At 43.5% G+C, this 22,318-nt stretch carries 18 protein-coding genes; 5 read left to right on the top strand and 13 right to left on the bottom strand.

The features are described 5' to 3' along the window. Positions 1–40: 40 nt before the first annotated feature. The 3 genes from R8O11_RS01770 to apbC all read right to left on the bottom strand — a co-directional run bounded on the left by R8O11_RS01770 (position 41) and on the right by apbC (position 4,215). Entirely contained in the window at positions 41–2,128 is a 2,088-nt protein-coding gene (locus R8O11_RS01770) for an AsmA family protein (RefSeq protein WP_033905752.1), read from the bottom strand. A gap of 188 nt (positions 2,129–2,316) precedes the next feature. Next, positions 2,317–2,958, bottom strand: coding sequence for a uridine kinase (udk, locus tag R8O11_RS01765; RefSeq protein ID WP_005380833.1), 642 nt, complete (start codon positions 2,956–2,958; stop codon positions 2,317–2,319). A gap of 180 nt (positions 2,959–3,138) precedes the next feature. After that, positions 3,139–4,215 (bottom strand): iron-sulfur cluster carrier protein ApbC, encoded by a 1,077-nt coding sequence (gene apbC, locus R8O11_RS01760; protein ID WP_033905753.1) that lies wholly within the window; start codon positions 4,213–4,215, stop codon positions 3,139–3,141. 162 nt (positions 4,216–4,377) lie between these two features. Between apbC and metG the strand changes: the two genes are divergently transcribed. Further along, complete coding sequence (gene metG, locus R8O11_RS01755) at positions 4,378–6,453, top strand: methionine--tRNA ligase (protein ID WP_033905755.1); 2,076 nt, start codon at positions 4,378–4,380, stop codon at positions 6,451–6,453. 78 nt (positions 6,454–6,531) lie between these two features. Here metG and R8O11_RS01750 read toward each other — a convergent pair whose 3' ends face one another. Both R8O11_RS01750 and R8O11_RS01745 read right to left on the bottom strand, forming a co-directional pair. Continuing rightward, a complete protein-coding gene (locus R8O11_RS01750) occupies positions 6,532–6,876 on the bottom strand; it encodes a hypothetical protein (protein ID WP_033905756.1) in 345 nt (114 codons plus the stop codon). Positions 6,877–6,886: 10 nt separating this feature from the next. Further along, on the bottom strand, positions 6,887–7,531 hold the full coding sequence (locus tag R8O11_RS01745; RefSeq protein WP_225452447.1) for a hypothetical protein: 645 nt from the start codon (positions 7,529–7,531) through the stop codon (positions 6,887–6,889). A gap of 742 nt (positions 7,532–8,273) precedes the next feature. Here R8O11_RS01745 and R8O11_RS01740 point away from each other — a divergent pair. Then, the gene (locus tag R8O11_RS01740) at positions 8,274–9,083 is read left to right on the top strand and encodes a hypothetical protein (protein WP_017821380.1); all 810 of its coding nucleotides are present in this window, start codon (positions 8,274–8,276) and stop codon (positions 9,081–9,083) included. A gap of 110 nt (positions 9,084–9,193) precedes the next feature. Here the strand turns inward: R8O11_RS01740 and fadR are convergent, their stop codons facing one another. Beyond that, complete coding sequence (fadR, locus tag R8O11_RS01735) at positions 9,194–10,033, bottom strand: fatty acid metabolism transcriptional regulator FadR (protein WP_005380824.1); 840 nt, start codon at positions 10,031–10,033, stop codon at positions 9,194–9,196. A 639-nt stretch (positions 10,034–10,672) separates the two neighbouring features. Here fadR and nhaB point away from each other — a divergent pair. Both nhaB and dsbB read left to right on the top strand, forming a co-directional pair. After that, positions 10,673–12,259 (top strand): Na(+)/H(+) antiporter NhaB, encoded by a 1,587-nt coding sequence (gene nhaB / locus R8O11_RS01730; protein WP_005380822.1) that lies wholly within the window; start codon positions 10,673–10,675, stop codon positions 12,257–12,259. Between the two features lie 83 nt (positions 12,260–12,342). Continuing rightward, complete coding sequence (gene dsbB / locus R8O11_RS01725) at positions 12,343–12,879, top strand: disulfide bond formation protein DsbB (RefSeq protein WP_017821379.1); 537 nt, start codon at positions 12,343–12,345, stop codon at positions 12,877–12,879. An 88-nt stretch (positions 12,880–12,967) separates the two neighbouring features. On the opposite strand, the gene R8O11_RS01720 is transcribed toward dsbB, so the two are convergent. After that, positions 12,968–13,576, bottom strand: a complete 609-nt coding sequence (locus R8O11_RS01720; RefSeq protein WP_017821378.1) for a YecA family protein — start codon at positions 13,574–13,576, stop codon at positions 12,968–12,970. A 170-nt stretch (positions 13,577–13,746) separates the two neighbouring features. Here R8O11_RS01720 and dusC point away from each other — a divergent pair, with 170 nt between their 5' ends. Continuing rightward, positions 13,747–14,706, top strand: a complete 960-nt coding sequence (dusC, locus tag R8O11_RS01715; protein ID WP_017633856.1) for a tRNA dihydrouridine(16) synthase DusC — start codon at positions 13,747–13,749, stop codon at positions 14,704–14,706. A gap of 50 nt (positions 14,707–14,756) precedes the next feature. Here the strand turns inward: dusC and R8O11_RS01710 are convergent, their stop codons facing one another. From R8O11_RS01710 to yfbV, 6 genes are all read right to left on the bottom strand, one after another. Then, positions 14,757–16,217, bottom strand: a complete 1,461-nt coding sequence (locus tag R8O11_RS01710) for a sensor domain-containing diguanylate cyclase (RefSeq protein WP_025767214.1) — start codon at positions 16,215–16,217, stop codon at positions 14,757–14,759. Positions 16,218–16,391: 174 nt separating this feature from the next. Further along, on the bottom strand, positions 16,392–18,218 hold the full coding sequence (gene malZ, locus R8O11_RS01705) for a maltodextrin glucosidase (protein ID WP_025767213.1): 1,827 nt from the start codon (positions 18,216–18,218) through the stop codon (positions 16,392–16,394). A 141-nt stretch (positions 18,219–18,359) separates the two neighbouring features. Next, positions 18,360–19,154, bottom strand: a complete 795-nt coding sequence (locus R8O11_RS01700; RefSeq protein ID WP_005387275.1) for an ABC transporter ATP-binding protein — start codon at positions 19,152–19,154, stop codon at positions 18,360–18,362. Next, the gene (locus R8O11_RS01695) at positions 19,151–20,086 is read right to left on the bottom strand and encodes an ABC transporter permease (RefSeq protein WP_085569758.1); all 936 of its coding nucleotides are present in this window, start codon (positions 20,084–20,086) and stop codon (positions 19,151–19,153) included. The genes R8O11_RS01700 and R8O11_RS01695 overlap by 4 nt, the downstream gene beginning before the upstream one ends. A 174-nt stretch (positions 20,087–20,260) precedes the next feature. After that, positions 20,261–21,226, bottom strand: a complete 966-nt coding sequence (locus R8O11_RS01690; RefSeq protein ID WP_005380811.1) for an ABC transporter substrate-binding protein — start codon at positions 21,224–21,226, stop codon at positions 20,261–20,263. A 330-nt stretch (positions 21,227–21,556) separates the two neighbouring features. After that, on the bottom strand, positions 21,557–22,009 hold the full coding sequence (gene yfbV, locus R8O11_RS01685) for a terminus macrodomain insulation protein YfbV (RefSeq protein WP_005380809.1): 453 nt from the start codon (positions 22,007–22,009) through the stop codon (positions 21,557–21,559). Positions 22,010–22,318: the final 309 nt, after the last annotated feature.

Here is a 22,318-nt window from a genome sequence, read left to right as displayed (position 1 = left end):
GGGTTGGCAAAATGCCAACCCTTTTGGTTTTCACGCACGGTTAGTTGAAAAGATTCTTCAATAAACCATCGACCGCATCTTTGGTTTTCTCGTCTTTGATTTTGTCCGTTAGCTTCTCCACGCCACGATCGATTTCTTTTTGAGCTTTCTGCTTCAGAACATCATCGAATACGAGCTTGAATTTAGGTTCTGCCCACTTACCAGACACATTGATTGGAATCGTGATGTCTTTCAGCTCATCTATATCTTTACCGCCCTGGCCTTCTAGGCTGCCTACAACTGACGTGCTGATAGTAAAGTCGACTGTTTCATTGATGTAGTTTGCGGTACCTTTACCACGAACACGTAACAATGGAGACTGAGCTTGCATATTATCCGTTGATACTACACCTTTGTTGAGTTTCAATGTCGCCGTCATCGCACTGAAGTCTGTTTTCTTAGCTTCATTGGTGCCTTCAACTTTTTGCCCTTTAAATTTCGCATAGTTTTCACGAATCAACTGAGCAACGTTGATGCCATTCACCGCACCGTCAGCAAAATTGATAACAACCGTACCAGATAGATTCTTCTTGATACCGGTAGGCGTTAGACTCTTACCTGTAACATTCACATCAATGTTACCTGTCCCTTCAAGTTTGTCGTTTTCAGCAACGTCTATAAGTAGCGGTTGAACTTTCACGCCTTTGATTGACTTTTTAACACTGTAAGTCGCTGGTGATTGGCGTGCATCTAACTTCGCTGTCGCTGAGATTGAGCCTTGGTACAACTTCGAACTAAAAGATGTAAGCTCAAACACGCCACGATTTACAGTGAAGCTCGTTTTTACCGCTTCCATCTTCGCATTTGCCGCTTTGAATTTGTCGATGGTAATGTCACCCTTTACATCTAACGTTTTCAACGCAGACAAATCAGGCTCAACCTCAGGTCCGGCAGGAGCACTCTCGCCACCAGAAGCAGGCTTATTACCTTCGGCAGCTTGCTTATCTAACCCTAAAAACTCATCAAGATCGATATTGGGGCTATGGAGAGCAAAGCGTACTTTAGGAACATCACCGAGTGTCACATCTGCCTTACCATCTAGGGCGATAGCATTCGCTGTTAACTTCTCTAGAACAAAACTCAGATGGTTTTTCGTTAGGTCGAAAGACAGATCAGACACCATGTCGACTTTCATCGGGGACTGAGGTAAAGCATCACCCTCAAAAGTCGATTTAAGAGTTAACTTATCCAACTGTACTTTGCTGATAGCCTTGTCCACGCTAAGTTGACCAGCACCCTGCATATCTAACTTCATACCACCAGCGACACCCTTAATGGCATAAGTCAGGTTATTTACTTTATCGAATTCAAACGTGTCTAAACCGATCGTTGCCGATTCAATTTTATTGGCAGGGTCAGAGTATGTCGCATCAAAGTTGATGTTCTTTAGCGCGTAGTTTGCCAAACCTTTTTCTAGCTTAAAGTCTGCCTGACCTTTCGCGGTGAACTTTTGGTCGTTCATTTCGCCCTTCACGCCAAAATCAGCCGTTGTCCAGTTGTCAAAAGCGAATTCGGAAAGGTTTAATGAAATATCATAAAGTTTGGTGTAACTACCGGCTTGCTTATCCTGCATTCCTAATGAACCGTTAGAAACCGTAACGCCAGCAAGATTAATACTCCAATCAGAACCAGAAGTTTGCGTTTCACCATTTTGCGTAGGCGCAGCATTGCTCTCTTGTTCTGCTTGTTGTGTTTGGGCTTTCGTCAATGCATCAATATTCTTGCTGCCATCTTTCTTGGTTTCAATGTAGAACTCAGCACCATCAAGCGTGACGTTTCCAATTTCAAGCTGTTGACTAAAAAGTGGCATAACAGAGATGTCTACACCAACGGTATCAACTTTGAATAAATTGGGTTTACTAAAGCCTTGTGGGTTTCGCAATTCTGTATGTCCCAACTCAAAGCCAATCGATGGGAAAAATTGCCAACTGATATCCCCTTCAATCACCAACTCTAATCCCGTTTGCTTTTGCGCTTGCTCAACAATAAGGGGTTTAAACTGATTCGGATTGACGAAGATGGTTAACGCTAAAATTGCGACCAAAATGACCACAATCGGTATTGCTAGAATTAAGAGCAGTTTCTTCATTTGTTTTTCCTTGCTCGAGTGTTTTTACAATTATAAGCGCAGACTCCATTTACCGCTGACAGTTCCACAAAAGCGTGAAAAGTGTCTGGTTTTAACCTGCAACTGACTAATTTAAAAACAAAAAAAGAAGTGGCACTTAAGGTGCCACTTCTTCTCTTAAAAATAAAGCGATATAGCCGTCTATAGGCTTAAGCTTTCAAAAGTCTTGCAATGTGAGCTTTTAATACATCAATTGCGATACGGTTTTTACCACCGCGAGGAACAATAATGTCCGCATATTGCTTAGAAGGTTCGATAAACTGCATGAACATCGGACGTACTGTTTGTTGGTATTGCTTAAGAACAGACTCCATAGTTCGGCCTCGTTCTTCCACATCACGCTTAACACGGCGAAGCAAGCAAATATCTAACGGTGTGTCCATAAATACTGTCGCATGCATCAAATCACGAAGACGAGGGTCTGTAAGAAGAAGGATACCTTCTAGAATGATCACCTTTTTAGGTGTCATTGTGGTGGTGTTAATTGTTCTTGTGTGCTCAGTGTAGCTGTACTCAGGCACTTCTACTGCTTCACCACGTACCAATTTTTCTAGGTGCTCACACAGTAGGTCGTGGTCCAACGCACTCGGGTGATCGTAGTTCGTCTTTACTCGCTCTTCCATGCTTAAGTGGCTTTGGTCGTTGTAGTAGCAATCTTCCGTGATGACACCGATTTGATGATCGCCTACTTTCGCGCGAAGCTCATTATAAATAGTGCTCGCGATCAGACTTTTTCCAGAAGCAGAAGCGCCAGCAATACCTACGATGACGCATTGATTATTATCAGACATTAGTTTGCACCCGATGATGATTTCTAGTCACATAAAAAGATAAACTGCCTGATTATAGGGAGTTCACCCCATAGTTACTAGTTGGAATTAGGGTTTAGTCATAAGTTTCTGCCTGCTCAGAGGATTAACCTCCGAGCAAACGTTAAAATGTGCAATTATCAACCAACAGGCATAGTAAACTTAGTTCACCATTGTAAAGCTAATCGCATCTGGTTTTGCTTTGCCTTGCCAAAACATCGTGCTACATACGCGATCGGCAAGTTGCGTATAATACCCTGCATGCTCACTTTCTGGGCGTCTTGCTACCGTTGGCACGCCAGCGTCAATATCTTCTCGCATAGAGATATGAAGCGGAATTTGTCCTAACAATGCTAAGCCAAATTCTTGCGACATTTTTTCAGCTCCGCCCATACCAAAAATATGCTCTTTCGCGCCACATTGACTACAAATGTGATAACTCATGTTTTCCACAACACCAATAACCGGGACATGGACTTTGTTAAACATTGCCGCTCCCTTCCTTGCATCGGCAAGGGCTAAATCTTGCGGTGTTGTGACTAGCACGCTACCTGTTACCGGAATTTGTTGTGACAGAGTCAATTGAATATCCCCCGTACCTGGCGGCATATCAATCACCAAATAATCCAAATCTGGCCAATCTGTTTCAGTTAATAACTGCGACAACGCTTTTGAAGCCATTGGACCGCGCCATATCGCCGCTTCTGATTTATCCACCAAATAACCGATAGAATGAGTATAGATGCCGTGAGCAAAAATGGGTTCCATCCACTTGCCATCACGAACTTCTGGTTTAGCATCTTCTTGCCCCAACATCATAGGTACAGACGGACCATAGATATCTGCATCCAACAATCCCACTTTCGCCCCAGATTGAGCAATCGCCAACGCTAAGTTAACTGCGGTAGTAGATTTACCAACGCCACCTTTCGCAGAACTGACGGCAACGATGTTCTTAACACCCTTAACCGAGTTAGCCACTTGAGTTTCTAAAGCTTTAACTCCAAGGCGAATATTAAATGGGAATTCAGCCACTTTACCCGAGGCTTGCTGCTGTTTAATCCAGTCATGCAGTACGGTTTGAAGCTCATTACTTGCGAATGGCAACGTTATATCAATAGAACCCTGTGTCGTAATCGAAATTGCGCCATGAATATCTGCCCAGTTTTCCACCAACTGTGGATGTTGGAATTGGTTAAACCAGTGACAAAAATCTTGTTTTGAAGTGAACTGATGCATAAGCCCTCCTTTTAGATGTCATGCTACCACCGTCCAGGCTCAACCAGAACCCCAAAAAAACTAAGGCATTCCGCAGTTTGACACCTTGGAGTTAGTCAGTTCATGGGGTAGTATTATCCATCAAAATTTATTTATACCTATCAAGAAAAGCGAATATTAAGTATGGCAAACGATCCAAAAAACTTTCCGTCAAGGAAAATGCTGGTAACTTGTGCCCTTCCGTACGCTAACGGTTCGATCCACCTTGGTCATATGCTTGAGCATATCCAAGCGGACATTTGGGTTCGTTACCAACGCCTACGCGGCAACACTGTAAACTTCATCTGTGCTGACGATGCTCACGGCACGCCAATCATGCTTAAAGCGCAACAGATGGGTATTACTCCTGAAGAAATGATTGCCGCAGTTAGCGAAGAGCACCAAAAAGACTTCGCTGGATTTGATATCAGCTTTGATAACTACCACAGCACACACTCAGATGAGAACCGTGAGCTAGCGTCACACATTTATCTTGAGTTGAAGAAAAATGGCTTTATCTCTAGCCGCACTATCTCTCAGCTGTTCGATCCAGAAAAAGAGATGTTCTTACCGGACCGTTTCGTAAAAGGTACCTGTCCAAAATGTAAGTCTGAAGACCAGTACGGTGACAACTGTGACAACTGTGGTGAGACTTACAGCCCAACAGAACTGATCAATCCTAAATCTGCGGTTTCTGGTGCGACGCCAGTAATGAAAGATTCAGAGCACTTCTTCTTCGACCTGCCTCAGTTTGAAAGCATGCTAAAAGAGTGGACTCGCTCTGGCTCGCTACAAGCTGAAACAGCGAACAAAATGCAAGAATGGTTCGAATCTGGTTTGCAGCAATGGGATATCTCACGTGACGCACCATACTTTGGCTTCGAGATCCCTGGTGAGAAAAACAAATTCTTCTACGTGTGGCTAGACGCGCCTATCGGCTACATGGGCTCTTTCAAAAATCTATGTGACAAGCGCGACGATCTAGATTTCGACGAGTATTGGAAAAAAGACAGCTCAGCAGAGCTGTACCACTTCATCGGTAAAGACATCGTTTACTTCCACAGCCTATTTTGGCCAGCAATGCTAGAAGGTTCTGGCTTCCGCAAGCCTAACAACGTATTCGTACACGGTTACGTAACCGTAAACGGCGCGAAAATGTCGAAGTCTAAAGGTACGTTCGTAAAAGCAAGCACTTACCTAGAGCACCTAGACCCTGAGTGTCTACGTTACTACTACGCTGCGAAGCTAAACAGCCGTATCGATGATCTAGATCTTAACCTTGAAGACTTCACTCAGCGCGTAAACGCTGACGTTGTTAACAAGATCGTTAACCTGGCATCTCGTAACGCAGGTTTCATCGCGAAACGTTTTGAAGGCAAACTGTCTGACAACTTTGCAGAGCCTGAACTTTACAACGAATTTGTTGCTGCTGCTGACCGTATCGCTGAGCTTTACGAAACGCGTGAGTTTGGTCGTGCAATCCGTGAAATCACGGCATTGGCAGACAAAGCTAACCAATACGTTGATGAAAAAGCACCGTGGGTTGTAGCAAAAGAAGAAGGCAAAGATCAGGAACTACAAGACATCTGTTCTGTCGGTATCAACCTGTTCCGCGTACTGATGACTTACCTGAAACCAGTAATGCCATCGCTAGCTGCGCGTACTGAAGCGTTTCTAAACCAAGAGCTAACTTGGGAAAACATCGCTGCTCCACTAACAGGCCACGAGATCACTAAGTTCAAAGCACTGTTCAACCGTATCGATCCGAAGAATGTTGAAGCGATGATCGAAGCATCTAAAGAAGATGCGGCGGCAGAAATGGCGGCGAAAGAGAAAGCAGAAGCGGAAAAGAACAAGGCTAGCGAAACTGAGCTAGACAAAGAGCCAATCGCTGAAGAGATTGAGTTCGATGCTTTTGCTGCAGTAGATATGCGTATCGCTCGTATCATCTCTTGTGAAGAAGTACCAAAAGCCAACAAACTGCTTAAGTTCCAATTGGACATCGGTGGTGAAACTCGTCAGGTATTCTCTGGCATCAAGTCAGCTTACAAACCTGAAGAGCTAGAAGGCAAACTAACGGTAATGGTTGCAAACCTAAAACCTCGTAAGATGAAGTTTGGTATGTCTGAAGGTATGATCCTAGCGGCAGGCCCTGGTGGTAGTGACCTGTGGATCCTTGAGCCACACGAAGGCGCTCAACCTGGTATGCGCGTAATGTAAGTATCTTTATTGAAAAGGCTTAACTAAATCAGTTAAGCCTTTTCTCGCAGTTAAGCTTATCGATTAAGCTTGATTGTACTACAAAGAGAATTCTTCTGGACCCCAAGTAATAATCGCGCCACATGCAAGGAAAAGTACAAAGCTGATCGTGACTACAAAAGCGAGAACTCGATCAAATGTCGTTGCGTATTTTAGTATTAACTGATCATCTACAAGTGATACTTTCGCAGGTTTACCTCGCATCAACACTGAGGCGTACATGGGAAATCTAAAACCCCACCCATTTCTGTCCCAGCCAATTGGATCATGACCATCCTGCAATATTTTTGTCTCAATCCGCTTTGCTGATACACGAATAAAAACCAATGTGCTCAGTAACCATGTCCAACCAACAATCATCAGTATAAGATCGAAACAAAACACAACTACTCCTTTAAAACCAATTTACTTTAGAGCTAGTTTCATAGGTTTTTTCTGCTAAACCTTGCCCAAACCAATCACCCATTTTTGCAGCCGCATAACCAGCCCCTAAACCAACACCTATTAATACTACTACTCCAAATGGGCCAGCAGCCAAAGCGACTCCCATTCCAGATACAATCACTTTGGATGTAGTCCAAACGCCAGCAGCGTTGCTCGCACCAAACCCTGCAACTTCCATTGCTGCTCTTTTTTGCCAATTTTCTCCGTTATTCTTGGCATTTCGAACATTGTTAAAGCGAACACCAGCATCAATCATGATGATCTTTTTACCCACAATACTAGAGCTTTGTTCAAGAAATCGAATTGAGCGGATGTTAGCTATAGATGTTAAATGTAACTTAGTTATATCCCTGCCACTTCGCGCGATATTGACAGCCCTATTCGGGTTGCTCCAAATGTTTCCACGGCTACTTTTAACTCGTCCTGCATAATGGGCAAGCTCTTTTGTAAATTTGGCATTCAAAGAACTGTGAGCTTCTTTAACTCTATATCCAAGCTTCACAAGCTCCTTTTTCTGCGCACCACTTCGTGAGGCTGTACGTACATCTAGTAAGGCGTTTTGATATTTGAGCGAAGCTTTCCCGAAATTACTCAATCTGACTTGCTTTTCATTAACAGCAGTAGCGGCAGCACCTACTGCAGTATACTCATCGATTCCCCCCTCCCCATAGTATGATTAGTAGCATCTAAAAAGGCTTAATCTCTTTTTCATAGAGGAGGGCTACCGCTTGTTAGTTTTCATCGCCAAACTCACGTGTTAGATTGGCTACATTTCTTTTGGTTTCTTGTGACCAACTTTTTACAGTATCAAGAGCACAAGCTATATCAGGTCTCTCGCTACGCAACTTAGCTATGTTGTTCACAGAGCCTTCGTTCAGTATGAAAGGAGTACCTGCGGGAATAAAACTACCAAATATATGTGGGTTGTCCTTACGAAACTGAAGGTACCTATCCTCATCATTTGTATCGATAGGGAGCGTTATCTTTGAGTGAGTACTGAAGCATAGGTCGAATTTATTAGACAAATTAATTACCTCGAACAATCAACAAAATAGACAACTTATATCATATGAAGTGTTCGAGTATTTTAATTTCTAAACATTGTGACTTGAATCAGACTACAAAAAGTAATCAATATGTAACTCACAAAGAATAACGCGTACACCAAGCATCGACACCGAATAATCAACCATATTCACAAATTTGGTGAATCCATGCACCAACAACGACCATTCAAAAAGAACATTCAATATAACCAATTGTTTAAATTGAGTTTTTGTTTGGCATCAAAACTGCAATCTTCCTTGTTAGGTCCAAACACTAACAAGGAGTTGGTTATGTTTGTTTTGATTTCCACACTATTGTCCATCGCTATTTTAGCCGGAATATATCACTTATCTTCTAAACGAGAGCAGCAACATGCGCGCAAATATCAGCTGTTAACATTGTTGCGAGATGTTGTTCACCTTCTGAGACACCACCGAGCTGCTACTCACTACTCGCTTCAATTCCAACAAAACGATCAACAAAAATTGGACGCTCTTCATGATGCTCTGACTAACAAGCTGCATCTTTTAGTCGAAACATCACGGTTTGAAAACAAACCCATGTATCGCGTATTACAGATTAAAGTAGGGAAACTACTTGAACAATGGAATGACCATAGTGTTGCAAGAAACCAGATGGAGCATGGTAAGTTAATTCGTCATTGCTTGTTTTTGATGGATGAAGTAACCATCGCATGGCTAGCGGTTGAGCAAAGAGATGACTTGCATAATGAGTATCACATGAACTGGCAAAACATTATGGATAGCTTGGAGACCCTGACTCAGTTACGAATCAGCATTCAAGATTTAGGAGAACAAGGCGGAAATGAGCGTTTCAAAAACTATGCATCGGTCATGATGCGTAAGCTAAACCAACTAGCGGTTATCGCTCCACTTAGCATTACCTCTCCTGCTTCCACGCGCTCAATACAGACGCTAAATGAATACGTGACAGGGAGTCATGTCGACTTAACAGAAGCAGAGCTTTATGGCGTCACATCGGACTTGTCATTGACCATCTTCAATACTTACGACCATGTCCTTTCAGATGTCGTAGAGTCATTATATCTACCGTTACCCAGACTCTCGCTAGCAGGATAAACGTTCCATGCCTTATTATTGGTGCTAGGTCCGTCGCCGACTTATAAATAAAAACAAAAAAACCGCAGGCCTAAGGCACTGCGGTTTTCGTTTATCCAACTTGTCAGCGCTTAGCTGTCGTCTTCCGTGAAGTTCGTTGGTAATTGCTTTTTCATTTCGTTCCAGATCAACGCACTTTCCATACCATAATGACGAATCACTACTGGTAGTTGCTCACGCTGGCCACTTTCACAAGTTTCGAGCAATTGATGGTAAAACTTCAGAGCTAGCTCACGAGAAGCTGGATTTGAGAAGTAGTAGCTACCGACACGATCGTAAAGCTTCTTCAAACCATTAAAGATCAAACCGTAAATTTGATTTCCTGAATGGAATGCTAGGCGCTGGAAAAGCATATAATCGTAAAAGTTGAACGTTTTAGCAATCAAGATTTCTTGACGCTTCGCTTCATCTTTCTCGTTATCTTCTTTCACATTCTGCAGAACTTTTTCAGCATACGGCGAAGAAGCGATGAATTCGTCCCAGGAAGCCGCATTCATTAAAGCTTCACAAGATTCGATTACGTTCTTAATTGTACGCTCAGAGCTCTCTTTGTTCGCTTTAAATGCATAGCGCATAAAGATAGGACTGATGTTGGTACGTGCCGCAAGCAGATCTTCTACAATGTTTGTCGCATTATCAACGTCTAGCGTCATTAAAGTATCCAAAATATGCAGACCAGAGGTCTCCATAAATTGGTTAACTTTCGTAGGTTTGCCGTGCTGGATAGTCAGCCATCCATCACGGGCTAGTCGTTGAAGAACCTCTCTTAAAGTCGTTCGAGTAACACCAATCAGTTCGGACAGCTCGCGCTCAGCAGGTAAAATTGAGCCTGGAGGAAAACGGCCGTTCCAAATGCTCTCGATAATATATTTTTCTGCGAATCCCGCAGGGCTTTTCGCCTTTATGACCATTCTACTTTTTATCCAATATTGATTTCTGAGGGTCGATACTACTCATCATACCACTACTTAGCGGTTTGAGAAAATTTACGATCAATAGTGGAAACGACTACATAACATAGAGTTAATACTCTATATGTTGTGTCAATTTAAGAGGCTCTAACATGCGAGCGAAAGCAGTAAAATATGAATTTTCATTTAATTAAACAGCTCACAAATCTCGGAGAAATAAAGACAACCGTGTCACATTTTTATATTCAAAATATGAAAAATTACTTTGTATATCACAGTTAATATTCTTTCTTAATTTGCCTTTTCTCGTCACTGACCGTCATTTAAAATCCAAGAGGATTTTTTTAAGACTTTCATGGTATAGTAACGCCGTTTTGATCGCGTTATTACATTTAAAAAGTCATTTTAGTCGGTAGCATCACGTTTTGTTATTGACTAATAAATGCCTGAGTGTAGAGTTTGCGGTCGAAAGTGAGCGGTGCTTGAGTTCAGGGGAAGTAACTTGGCAAGACTACAATAAACAAAGGATTGTTGTTTTACTAAGTTATTGTTTTTAAAGACTAGTTAATAAGTCTAACAAACAGATACTTAAGCACTATTGTAGTGTCTATTCATAATTTTGTTATAAAGAGAATTATCATGCCGATATCGCTCGGAAACGCTTTTATCAAGAACTTCCTTGGTAAAGCGCCTGATTGGTACAAAGTTGCCATTATAGCCTTCTTAATAATTAACCCGATTGTATTCTTCCTAATAAACCCATTTGTAGCTGGATGGTTGTTGGTCGCTGAATTTATTTTCACGCTAGCAATGGCATTAAAATGCTACCCATTACAACCTGGCGGTTTACTTGCTATTGAAGCCATTGCTATCGGCATGACTAGCCCTGCGCAAGTTAAGCACGAATTAGTAGCAAATATCGAAGTACTGCTACTTCTGGTGTTTATGGTTGCGGGCATCTACTTCATGAAGCAGCTATTGCTGTTCATTTTTACCAAAATTTTACTTGGCATTCGCTCTAAAACCCTACTATCACTCGCGTTCTGCTTTGCTGCGGCATTTTTGTCTGCATTTTTGGATGCCTTGACGGTTATCGCCGTTGTTATCAGCGTGGCGATCGGCTTTTACTCTATCTATCACAAAGTAGCGTCTGGTAACCCTATCGGTGACCATGACCATACACAAGATGACACGATCACTGAACTAACGCGTGATGACTTAGAAAACTATCGTGCCTTTTTGCGCTCTTTGTTGATGCATGCTGGTGTAGGTACTGCCTTAGGTGGCGTAACCACGATGGTTGGTGAACCTCAAAACTTAATTATTGCAGACCAAGCGGGTTGGTTATTTGGTGAATTCCTAATCCGTATGTCTCCAGTGACACTACCTGTATTTTTCTGTGGTCTCATCACTTGTGCTTTAGTTGAAAAGCTTAAAGTGTTTGGCTACGGCGCGAAGCTTCCTAATAACGTTCGTCAGATCCTCGTCGATTTTGACCGTGAAGAGCGTAAAACGCGAACAAATCAAGATGTCGCAAAACTCTGGGTTCAAGGTCTTATTGCGGTTTGGTTGATCGTTGCACTCGCTTTGCACTTAGCTGCTGTCGGCTTAATTGGCCTTTCTGTGATCATTTTAGCGACCGCATTTACTGGTGTCATTGAAGAGCACTCCATGGGGAAAGCGTTTGAAGAGGCCCTGCCCTTCACTGCACTGCTTGCAGTATTTTTCTCGATCGTTGCTGTAATCATTGACCAAGAGCTGTTTAAACCAGTCATCGATGCGGTGCTTGCCGTTGAAGATAAAGGTACTCAGCTAGCTCTGTTCTATGTGGCGAATGGCTTATTATCTATGGTGTCGGATAACGTGTTCGTTGGTACGGTTTACATCAATGAAGTAAAAACTGCACTCATTGAGGGCCTCATTACTCGTGATCAGTTCGACTTACTGGCGGTGGCAATCAATACTGGTACTAACCTGCCTTCTGTTGCAACGCCAAACGGTCAAGCGGCATTCCTATTCTTACTCACATCGGCTCTCGCTCCATTAATTCGTCTGTCTTACGGTCGAATGGTTATCATGGCGCTGCCTTACACCGTCGTTCTTGCGATTGTCGGTCTGATGGGAATCATGTTCTTCCTAGAGCCTGCAACAGCTTCTTTCTACGAAGCTGGTTGGATTTTACCTCATAGTGGTGATCTGACTCCCGTAGTATCCGGTGGTCACTAAAATTTGAGTTGATTAGGAAACTTATCCACGATAAAAAGCTCTGAGTATTCAGAGCTTTTTCTATTTCAGACAGGAACAAAAACGTGACTATTTTAAATTCACTTAACCAGTTTTCAAAGGGACGTTTATCGTGGCTACTGCTTCTGCTATTCGTCGTTTTCTTTGAAGCATGTGCCCTCTATTTTCAGCACGTCATGATGCTTGCACCATGTGTCATGTGTATTTATGAAAGAGTCGCGATGATGGGAGTGGGCGTCGCTGCAATGGTTGGTATATTGGCACCCAAGAACCCAATTTTCCGCTGGCTAGGTTTGATAGGCTGGGGATTAAGTGCTTACAAGGGTTTGTTACTTGCGATGCAGCACGTTGACTACCAGTTTAATCCATCACCATTCGCGACTTGCGATTTATTCGTCACATTCCCTAGCTGGGCTCCGCTCAATCAGTGGGTTCCTTGGATGTTTGAAGCATATGGTGATTGCTCTAAGGTTGTATGGCAGTTCCTTGATTTATCAATGCCACAATGGTTAGTCGTAATTTTTGCAGGCAATTTAATCGCTTTGGCATTAATTGTAATTGCACAATTCTTCCCTGCAAAACGCGTTAATCCAATTCGTTAATCCTACTGACGCGTAAAAATTAACAAAAAGCCGACCATCTGGTCGGCTTTTTGTTAAGTGGATAGCGCGGCGATTCGACTTAGCCGCGTTATTGACCACAGCACTGCTTGAATTTTTTTCCGCTCTCACAAGGACAGAGATCATTGCGCCCGATACCTTTGAATGGGTTTAGGCTTTGAGCTTTATTGCCTACCATCAACTCATCCGCGCCCAGCGCGACTTCACCGACCATTAAATCAAGCTGGTCGACTAAATCTGTCAGGGCCGGTGGCGTTTCAATACCTGCGTCGCGCATCTGTTGCTGCGTTGCTGGCTCATCGATCGCCAGCATCAAAGTGGTCAGTAATGCTTGCAGCATACGCTGTAATCCATCATTGAGCTCAACGTCTTGCCACTGTTCTTCAATCATTGGCCAAACAGACATAAAGCCTTCGGCAAAATCAGCAAGTTGTTCAGGTTCTTTGCCTGTTAGCTCTAGCACGGAATATTCGTTTCGTTGAATTCGGTTATGCTGCTTGTGAATTTGCTCTTCCACAGCTGGTTGAATCGCTTTGAATCCCTCACCTAATAGCGGCTCTAACCACTTTTCAGGAGCGAGTGGTTTTGTCGTCAGATTCGCAGCTAACACTGCGCCTTCGATAAATAGGCAAGATTCATCGACGTGAACTTCACCTTTTTCAATCAATGTGTATTGCATGACATCTGGTTTCCCATAAATTTGGCGGCATTATACCTCAGAGCTCAAAAGCACGTAACCTAACGTTGTGTGTTTGACTACATTGGGCGCTTCGACTCTTTTAATGACAAACTTAACTTACATCGCTACAATCGCCCTCCTTTTTACCACCAAACTGTATTAGGCAAGCTATGCGAGTTGTACTAGGCCCAATGGAAGGCGTTTTAGATCATTTGATGCGCCAAATCCTGACCGAGATAAACGACTATGACCTGTGTGTTACGGAGTTTGTTCGCGTAATCGACCAGCTATTACCCGATCATGTGTTTCACCGTTTATGCCCAGAGCTGTTGCAAGGTTCTCAGACTGCATCTGGTGTGCCAGTACATGTGCAATTGTTGGGACAAGAACCGAACTGGATGGCTGAGAACGCAATTAAAGCGGCAAACCTTGGCGCAAGAGGCATTGATATAAACTTTGGTTGCCCAGCCAAAATGGTCAACAAAAGTAAAGGTGGAGCAGCGCTACTCCAACATCCAGAGCTCATTCACCGTGTGGTTAAAGCTTGTCGAGAAGCCGTTCCAGAAGCCATTCCCGTAACTGCAAAAATTCGTCTTGGCTGGGAGAACCCTGAAGATTGCTTTGAAATTGTCGATGCCATTCAGTCTGCTGGCGCAAATGAATTGACCGTACACGCACGTACTAAACAAGGTGGTTATAAAGCTTCTGAGATAAAATGGGATTACATCAACCAAATTCGCGAACGTTTTGATATCCCACTGATAGCGAATGGTGAAATTTGGAATTATGAAGACGGTCAACGTTGCATTGAAACGACTGGCGTTAACTCTTTGATGGTGTGCCGAGGCGCTTTCAATATCCCTAACTTAGGCAATATGGTGAAACATAACCACCAGCCAATGTCATGGCCCGAGGTGGTTGAGTTGCTCATCTATTACTCCAAGTTCGAGATGAAAGGCGATAAAGGCTTGTATTACCCAAACCGCGTAAAACAATGGTTCTCTTACTTACGTCAGGCTTATCCTGAAGCAAAAGACCTATTTAGAGAAATCAGAACGTTCAACAAAGCCGCACCAATTGTTGAGCATATTCAACGCTACCGCGATGACTTAAACTCTCAGGTTGCATAATTCCCGAACACAAAAAGGACGAATATCTCGTCCTTTTTAGTACCTAAATCCTAGTAACAAATCTTATTTTTTCCGGTACTTTTGGCTTGATATAACTTTTCATCCGCCGCTTTAAACAACTCATCAAAGTTTTCTACTCGGCTCTCTTTACTAAACACCACACCGCCAGAGATCGTAAAGCCTTCTTTCGTTACGCGTATCGAGCGCTCATCTATGGCTTTTTTTACTCTGTTTAAAATGAGTTTAATGCCTTCTGAATCTTCGTCATAAATAGCTAAAACGAACTCTTCGCCACCAAACCTTGAGGCAACATCGGTATGGCGAATATTTTCACGTATACATTTTGCAACAAGCTGAATTGCAGAATCACCGACATCATGACCATAGGTGTCGTTGATCTTCTTGAAGTTATCAATATCGAACACTGCCAAAGCAACCTGTTTTTTTGTCATCTTATTACGCCACACGGTTTGCATACCTCGACGATTCAATAAGCTGGTCATTGGGTCTCTTGCTGCCAGTTCTTTAAAGTAACGTCGCTCGCTATGCATATTCACATAGAACAAGACGACGGTACTCAGCACGTAAATAAATAGTGCGACAATAAGGCTGTATTTTTCAAAAACCGCTAGGTTCTTAGCTTCATCCCAAAGGTTGTACTCGTAGTACATGCTGTGATTCGCACTCAATCGCTCTAATTCGACTGGTTTGATTCGTGTACTGTTTGAAGGAATGGATTGTAAATTGGAAACCAAATGAAACTGACCAACAAGACCTAGCGACGAAGCCATGAGCGTATTGATGTCAAAATCAATAGACAAAACACCTTGATGTTCTCCTTTCTCATAGACGGGTACCGTCATACTAATGACTTGACCTTCCATCGAGTCCAACACAGGCCCTGGTCCAGCCAAGGTAATGTTCACTTTATCTTGCGCGGTTTTTTGCCAAAAAGGTCGGGCTTTTAGCGTTGACAAAAGCTCTCTAGTGAAATTTTTTGCGTAGGTATCGGGTGAGGAGATAACGTAACCGCGCTTGTCAATGTAATGGATTCCAACAATGTGCGATTCAATATCGTGCAGAAATGACAATGACGGCGCAAAACCCGCCTTTTGTTCAGCTAACTGGTTAATCGTTGAACCTTGCTGACATAAGCTTTCATCCCCTACGATCATATAATCAAGGTCAACCGCAGGTAACCCCTCACTATAAACACTTTCGAGTAATAACACATCTATAGGCCAAAGATAACAAAGCCCTTCTTTGACTAAAGAATTATGTTCTTCAAACAGTGGGTTAGCGTAATTGGTATAGTTGGTGAAGCTGTAATCTAAAGCCGTGAGTACTTTAATACCGCGAGACATTGCACGCTCGATACGCGAATACTCAGAATCGATATAGCGGTTAACCGCATCATAGTAATTTTTCGTTGTCACGAGTAAAACCACTACAAATAACGCCATAGGAAAAAAGATGACAAATGAGAGGCTAAATCGCCTTTGGTTTACCATTGAGTACCATGCATATGAAAGGTCAATAGTCTCTTATGACTGCTATTAAATTGATACTCGTTATCTGGTGACGCATGCAATGCAGCACCAGATAACAAGAGACCAAACAAATGTGTGCGCGCTGTTTGAGACCGTTTATATATTAAAGGAGTTTAATCAATATAGAGTGTGGTGTCACTTTAGTCGCCATAATTTGCAGCTCTGTGCCGACATATTGACAGAGATATGACCTTTATAATCAACCTGTTCTGTGTCATCTAACAACGATATAACTTGGCTAACCTCCAAGCCCAGTTGCCACATAGGTAAATCGATTGAACATTCATTACCACTGAGATTAATCATAACAACGACTGCTTCACGACCCAGTACACGTGCGTACGCCAACTGGTTGTTAGTGCAATGCAGCCATTGAATACAGCCCGACTGTAAAGGCTTACATTGTTTACGTATCTTGATCCATTGTTGGTAAAGCGATAGCCATTGTGAACTTTCGATTTCATTCCAAGGAAAACAACGACGATTATCCGGGTCTAGACCTCCTTCTAGACCGACTTCACTCCCGTAGTAAATACAAGGCGTGCCAACGTAAGTCATAAGCATTGCTAGCGCGATGTTCATTTTACGCTTATCACCATCAACCAGTGTGATAAACCGAGCAGTATCGTGACTATCGAGTTGATTCAGCTGCGATAGCTGATTCGAAAATGGGATTTTTGCTCTGGCTTCGTCCAACCATACTTTAAACTCCAAACCATCAATGTTGATTGGATCGTACATAATGTCTTGTCGTGCGATAAAAGCTCGGACTGGATGAGCAAAACCGTAGTAGTTCATCGCCCCATCCTCTTGATCACCTTGCAACCACTGCGTTGCTTCAAAAAAGTGCTCACCTAACACATAAGCATTCGGGTTTACTGACTTAGTTGCATGACGAAACGCTGCCACATAATGAGCATTGTTTTTCGCGCCTTCCCCTTCGCCAAGCATATGGATTACATCAAACCGCCAGCCATCAACCAAGTACGGTGGCTTCAGCCAATACTTGATGACAGACTCTTCACTTTGGTAGATGTAGTCGCGCACCTGTTCATTTTCAAAGTTCAGAACCGGTAAGTTACCAATGCCTTTCCAACCCATGTAGTGATTGGTTTCGCCTTCGAAAAAGTAGTAATCACGGAACTTTGACTGCGGATTGCCATACGCTCCTTCTCCTTTTTGTTCGATATCAAACCAAGGATGATGCACTGACGTGTGGTTAAACACCGCGTCTAAGACAATCTTCATATTCTTACCACGGATTTTCTCACACAGTTCAGCAAACTGATCATTGGTGCCGAACATAGGGTCAACAGTGAAGTAATCAGTGGTGTCGTATTTATGATTACTTGGTGAAGAAAAGATCGGATTAAAATAAAGCGCAGTAACGCCGAGCTGTTCAAGATAGTCCAACTTTTGCTCCACACCTTTGAGGTCGCCGCCAAAGAATTCACGCGCCCCGGTATTTTGGTGAGAGCCTACCGCGTCTCCCCACGGCTTGACGATCGATGCAGAATCATACTGAGCATAAGCGTGGCGAATATCAGACTCACTTTTACTAGCAGAAAAACGGTCAGGAAAGATTTGATAGAAAACTTGCTCTTGGACCCAGCTTGGTGGTTGATGCTCTACATTCAACTTAAAGTGGAACTCTTTGGGTGGAATACGCTTTTGTACGCCTCGTGCATCGAGCCAGTATTGTTGTCCGTCTTTGAGGAGCTTAAACACATAATGTGTGACATCTCGATCTTGATTTGGTCGAAACGATGCCTCCCATAGTAATAATTCACCAGCCGTTCCTACTTGAGCCATGTCGACCAGATATTCTTCATTGTCCGGCTCAATACGCACATAGACGGAATCAAAATCCAATGTCTCGGTTTTCAGTCTGACTGTAACTTGCTCGTCATTAAAAGCTAAACCATCAATAGTTTGACTATGAAAAATAAATGGCAGGTTCATTATGGGCACTCCTCGTCATCGGATATGCCACTATGTTATTGAAGAATTAGAGACAAGAAATCCTCCCTGCGAGTTGACATATCAGCCAATTTTCTCAAGGAGGATCACACTTAGTAGGCGTAGTGACTTGTCGGATACCGCTTAGTTCAACAAAAGACTGTCATCTGCCAGCTCTTCACCACGCACTTTAGAGAACATATCCAGCAAGTCTGGTACTTGCATGTTAGCACGCTGCTCTCCAGCCACATCAAGCACAATTTCACCTTGGTGAAGCATTACGGTCCTATCGCCACATGCTAATGCGTCTTTCATCGAATGCGTCACCATCATCACGGTTAAGTCGAACTCATCGACAATACGTTTAGTTAAGTCGATAACAAACGCCGCCATACGAGGATCAAGCGCAGCCGTGTGTTCATCAAGCAATAACAACTTACTCTCCGATAACGTCGCCATCACAAGGCTAACGGCTTGTCGTTGCCCACCAGACAGCAACCCAATGCTATCGCCCAAGCGGTCTTCTAAACCAAGACCAAGGATGCTAATTCTCTCTTGGAACAGCTTGCGACGTTTAGTAGAGAGCGCCAACCCCCAGCTGCGTTTTTTACCACGCATGTGCGCTAGAGCCATGTTCTCTTCTATCGTCAGTTCACCACAAGTCCCGGCCAATGGATCTTGAAACACTCGGGCACATTGCGTCGCACGTTGGGCTACCGTCTGCTTGGTGACGTCTTTGCCATCAATGATCACCTGACCACCTATCATCGGCGTCTCACCTGTCACCGCACCAAGCAACGTCGATTTTCCTGCGCCATTAGAACCAATCACGGTAAGAAATTGATGCTCTGGAACCTCTAAAGAGACGCCTTTCAATGCACGATTTTCCAAAATCGTCCCTGGGTTGAACGTGACCTGAATGTTATTTAGTTCGATCATAATGCCTCCCCAGAACCATTTTTTGATGCCGCTTGTTTAGCATCAGTAACGCGTTGTTTCGCTCTCATGCTCTGTTTTAGCTTTGGCGCAATAAGCGCCACGGCCACCAATACTGCGGTAACCAGGTTGAGGTCTGAAGCTTGTAAACCAAACATGCCAGAACTCAAAGCGAAAGCCACTGCAAGACGATAAAGTACCGAACCGATGATGACCGCAAATACCGCAACCCAAATCTTGCGCCCGGGAATGAGGGTCTGGCCCAAAATCACAGCAGCCAAACCAACGACAATGGTGCCCACGCCAGAGGTCACATCCGCAAAGCTGTTCGTTTGTGCAAACAACGCGCCTGCGAATCCCACAAACCCGTTGGATAAAGCCAAGCCAAAGTAGGTATAAAAGCCAGTGCTAGCCCCTTGCGCAGAAACCATACGCGCATTCACACCCGTGGCTCGTAAACCAAGACCAAAGTCGCTGTTCAGCAGGCGAATGACAAAGAAAGCGGACAGAAGAACTAAGACCCCAACAACCAGAGGGCGAATAAACATCGCATCGCCCAATGCTTCAAACGGAGTGAGAATAGTATCCTCTCCAAGCAACGCCATATTAGGTTTGCCCATAATACGAATATTAATTGAAAATGCAGCGATCATGGTAAGAATGGAAGCTAACAGGTGTAAAATACCACACCGAACAGCCAGAAAAGCGGTTACCCACCCCGTCATACTACCAGCTATCATCGCCATTATTGTCGCAAACCAAGGATTAATACCTGCGACAATCGCCGTTGCAGCCACCGCAGCTCCCATTGGAAAGCTGCCATCCACACTCAAATCGGGGAAATCTAGAACACGGAACGTAAGATACACACCCAGAGCGACTAGGCCATAAATCAAGCCAATTTCGAGTGCGCCAAAAAAAGCAAATGCAGACATAACTGCTCCTTTCTGCATACTCAGGCTGGCTAATACCAACCTGAACGTAAGACTTCTAACGTATACTCCCCTTCTTCTCTAGCAGAATGCTCTACACGAGAAATCCGGCGAGTATCAATTTTGGGGCAAGCCTCTATCAACCAACGTGACAGGCTTAACCCCAAAAAGCGTTACTTATTGCATGCTTGTCGCACGTTCAATCACAGAACTTGGCAGCTTGATACCGAGCTTAGATGCTGCGCTTTCATTAATTACAAGGTCAGAGCCCGTCGCGACTTTTACATCCAGCTTGCCTGGTTCTTGACCATCAAGAATCGCCGCAACGTAATCCGCGGTTTGTACACCAACCTGGTAGTAGTCAAAACCTAAGCCTGCAATCGCACCTTTTTCGACATATGACGTCGCGCCACCAAATACAGGTTTCTTCGCTTGATTCGCTGCCACAATCATCCCTTCAATCGCACTTGCAACTGTATTGTCTGTTGGGGCGTAAAGAATGTCTGATTTCGCTGCAATCGCTTGAGTCGCAGACTGAACATCAGCACTTTTTAGTGCGGTCGCTTCAACCACTTGTATGCCTTTTGCTTTTGCGCTTTCTTTTAGTAATTCAACTAAAGTCACGGCATTAGCTTCACCGGGATTAAATACAACCCCGATGCTTTTCACCTGAGGAAGAATTTCTTGGATGAGATCGACATGCTGAGCAACGGGTGAAAGATCAGACAGGCCAGTTACGTTTTTGCCTGGTTGTTCCATCGACTTAACCAATTTCGCACCAACCGGATCTGTTACCGCAGTAAAGACAACAGGAATAGAGCGAGTAGCCGACACCAAGGCTTGTGCCGAAGGTGTCGCGATGCCAACTAACACATCAGGATTTTCGCCGACGTACTGACGGGCAATTTGCACCGCAATCGCTGGATTACCCTGTGCGGTCTTATAATCAAATTCTAGATTTTTGCCTTCTTCGTAGCCTTTCGCTTTCAAACCATCAAGTAACCCTTGGCGCGTCGCGTCTAACGCCGGGTGTTCGACAATCTGTGAAACTGCGACAGTTGCAGTGGCGGCCAGTACATTGGTAGAAGAGAAAATAGCAGTAGCTGATAGAACGGCAGTGGCTAATAAACGTTTCGTTTTCATCATAACTCCTTGATGTGACTTCGTCCTTGTTTCACGAGCTTTCAATATGTGTATCGACTCGTGAATTCAAATGTTTGAAGGCGGTATTGTTGTGTTCATATAACTGTGCACTTCTTGCGCATTTTGTTTTTATTATTACTACTAAGTCTTAGTAAAGAAAAGAAAGATTTAACACTAAAGCAACATTTGTGATCGGGGGGACTTCTTCATCCGGAAAGAATCTTTGGTAAACAAAGCTTCGCTCGCTTCATCAACGACCGTCAAAGTAGGTAATAGAGGCAGGATCAAAAATGGAGCGGCCAGTGCACACTCCATTTCAAACAATTTAAATTAGAACCAACGCTCTAATGACGATTTATCGAGCTGGCGAAACGCTCGGTTCAGTATTATCGCAAGCTCTTTGTAACGAGGGCGAGCTTTGACAGGCTCTAATGCAAAACCTGTTTCCACAATTTTTTGATGCAACTCCCGATACCAAGAGGCCAAAGAAGGCGGCAATTTCGTGTTGGATCGAGCACCAAGCCACCAAATGCCTTGAAGTGGCAAGCTAATCGCAAACAAGGCGACAACAATGGATTGAGGTAACGCGTGGTAATTGTTGAATGCCATTTGAGTGAGTACGCTGATCGCAGCAACGGCCGGCATGACTTTAATGCCAAAGCGAGTCGCCTTAATGATACGCTGTTCCGGAAATATGGCGCTTAGCTCTTTACGAACCGGCCAGATCTCCATGTAATTCTGGCCATCTTTCAGGCTATGGATCAATCCGACTTTATTACTCATACCGCTCTCTCACTAAAAAATAGTTGAACATTTCAACTGAAGGTACAAAAAATTGATGAAAGTTAATATTCTTTCAAATTTTTTTTGTTATCATTGCTTATTATCGCTATCCTTTGCAGACCCTCAATCTCATTGTTGCTGTTATTTACAATTTAAGCAACTCCGAGATATCTATCTGCACGGATCGCATCATAGTGATGGAAGGGTTCATCACTATTTCTTTATATGGAATTAGAACAATTTTTGACCAGGATTAGTACGCAGCCTTCTGGGTATCGGCTATTCTTGTGATTAATTTTTCATTCTTTA

It is taken from the genome of Vibrio sp. 1288 (genome assembly GCF_033344475.1).
The sequence above is the reverse complement of the archived record's forward strand: the minus strand, read 5'-3'. Positions and strand labels throughout refer to the sequence as shown.

Coding starts and splice junctions, on each gene's coding strand:
- R8O11_RS01770 (WP_033905752.1), bottom strand. CDS start 2,128: ATGAAGAAACTGCTCTTAATTCTAGCAATACCGATTGTGGTCATTTTG.
- udk (WP_005380833.1), bottom strand. CDS start 2,958: ATGTCTGATAATAATCAATGCGTCATCGTAGGTATTGCTGGCGCTTCT.
- apbC (WP_033905753.1), bottom strand. CDS start 4,215: ATGCATCAGTTCACTTCAAAACAAGATTTTTGTCACTGGTTTAACCAA.
- metG (WP_033905755.1), top strand. CDS start 4,378: ATGGCAAACGATCCAAAAAACTTTCCGTCAAGGAAAATGCTGGTAACT.
- R8O11_RS01740 (WP_017821380.1), top strand. CDS start 8,274: ATGTTTGTTTTGATTTCCACACTATTGTCCATCGCTATTTTAGCCGGA.
- fadR (WP_005380824.1), bottom strand. CDS start 10,033: ATGGTCATAAAGGCGAAAAGCCCTGCGGGATTCGCAGAAAAATATATT.
- nhaB (WP_005380822.1), top strand. CDS start 10,673: ATGCCGATATCGCTCGGAAACGCTTTTATCAAGAACTTCCTTGGTAAA.
- R8O11_RS01720 (WP_017821378.1), bottom strand. CDS start 13,576: ATGCAATACACATTGATTGAAAAAGGTGAAGTTCACGTCGATGAATCT.
- dusC (WP_017633856.1), top strand. CDS start 13,747: ATGCGAGTTGTACTAGGCCCAATGGAAGGCGTTTTAGATCATTTGATG.
- R8O11_RS01710 (WP_025767214.1), bottom strand. CDS start 16,217: ATGGTAAACCAAAGGCGATTTAGCCTCTCATTTGTCATCTTTTTTCCT.
- malZ (WP_025767213.1), bottom strand. CDS start 18,218: ATGAACCTGCCATTTATTTTTCATAGTCAAACTATTGATGGTTTAGCT.
- R8O11_RS01700 (WP_005387275.1), bottom strand. CDS start 19,154: ATGATCGAACTAAATAACATTCAGGTCACGTTCAACCCAGGGACGATT.
- R8O11_RS01695 (WP_085569758.1), bottom strand. CDS start 20,086: ATGTCTGCATTTGCTTTTTTTGGCGCACTCGAAATTGGCTTGATTTAT.
- R8O11_RS01690 (WP_005380811.1), bottom strand. CDS start 21,226: ATGAAAACGAAACGTTTATTAGCCACTGCCGTTCTATCAGCTACTGCT.
- yfbV (WP_005380809.1), bottom strand. CDS start 22,009: ATGAGTAATAAAGTCGGATTGATCCATAGCCTGAAAGATGGCCAGAAT.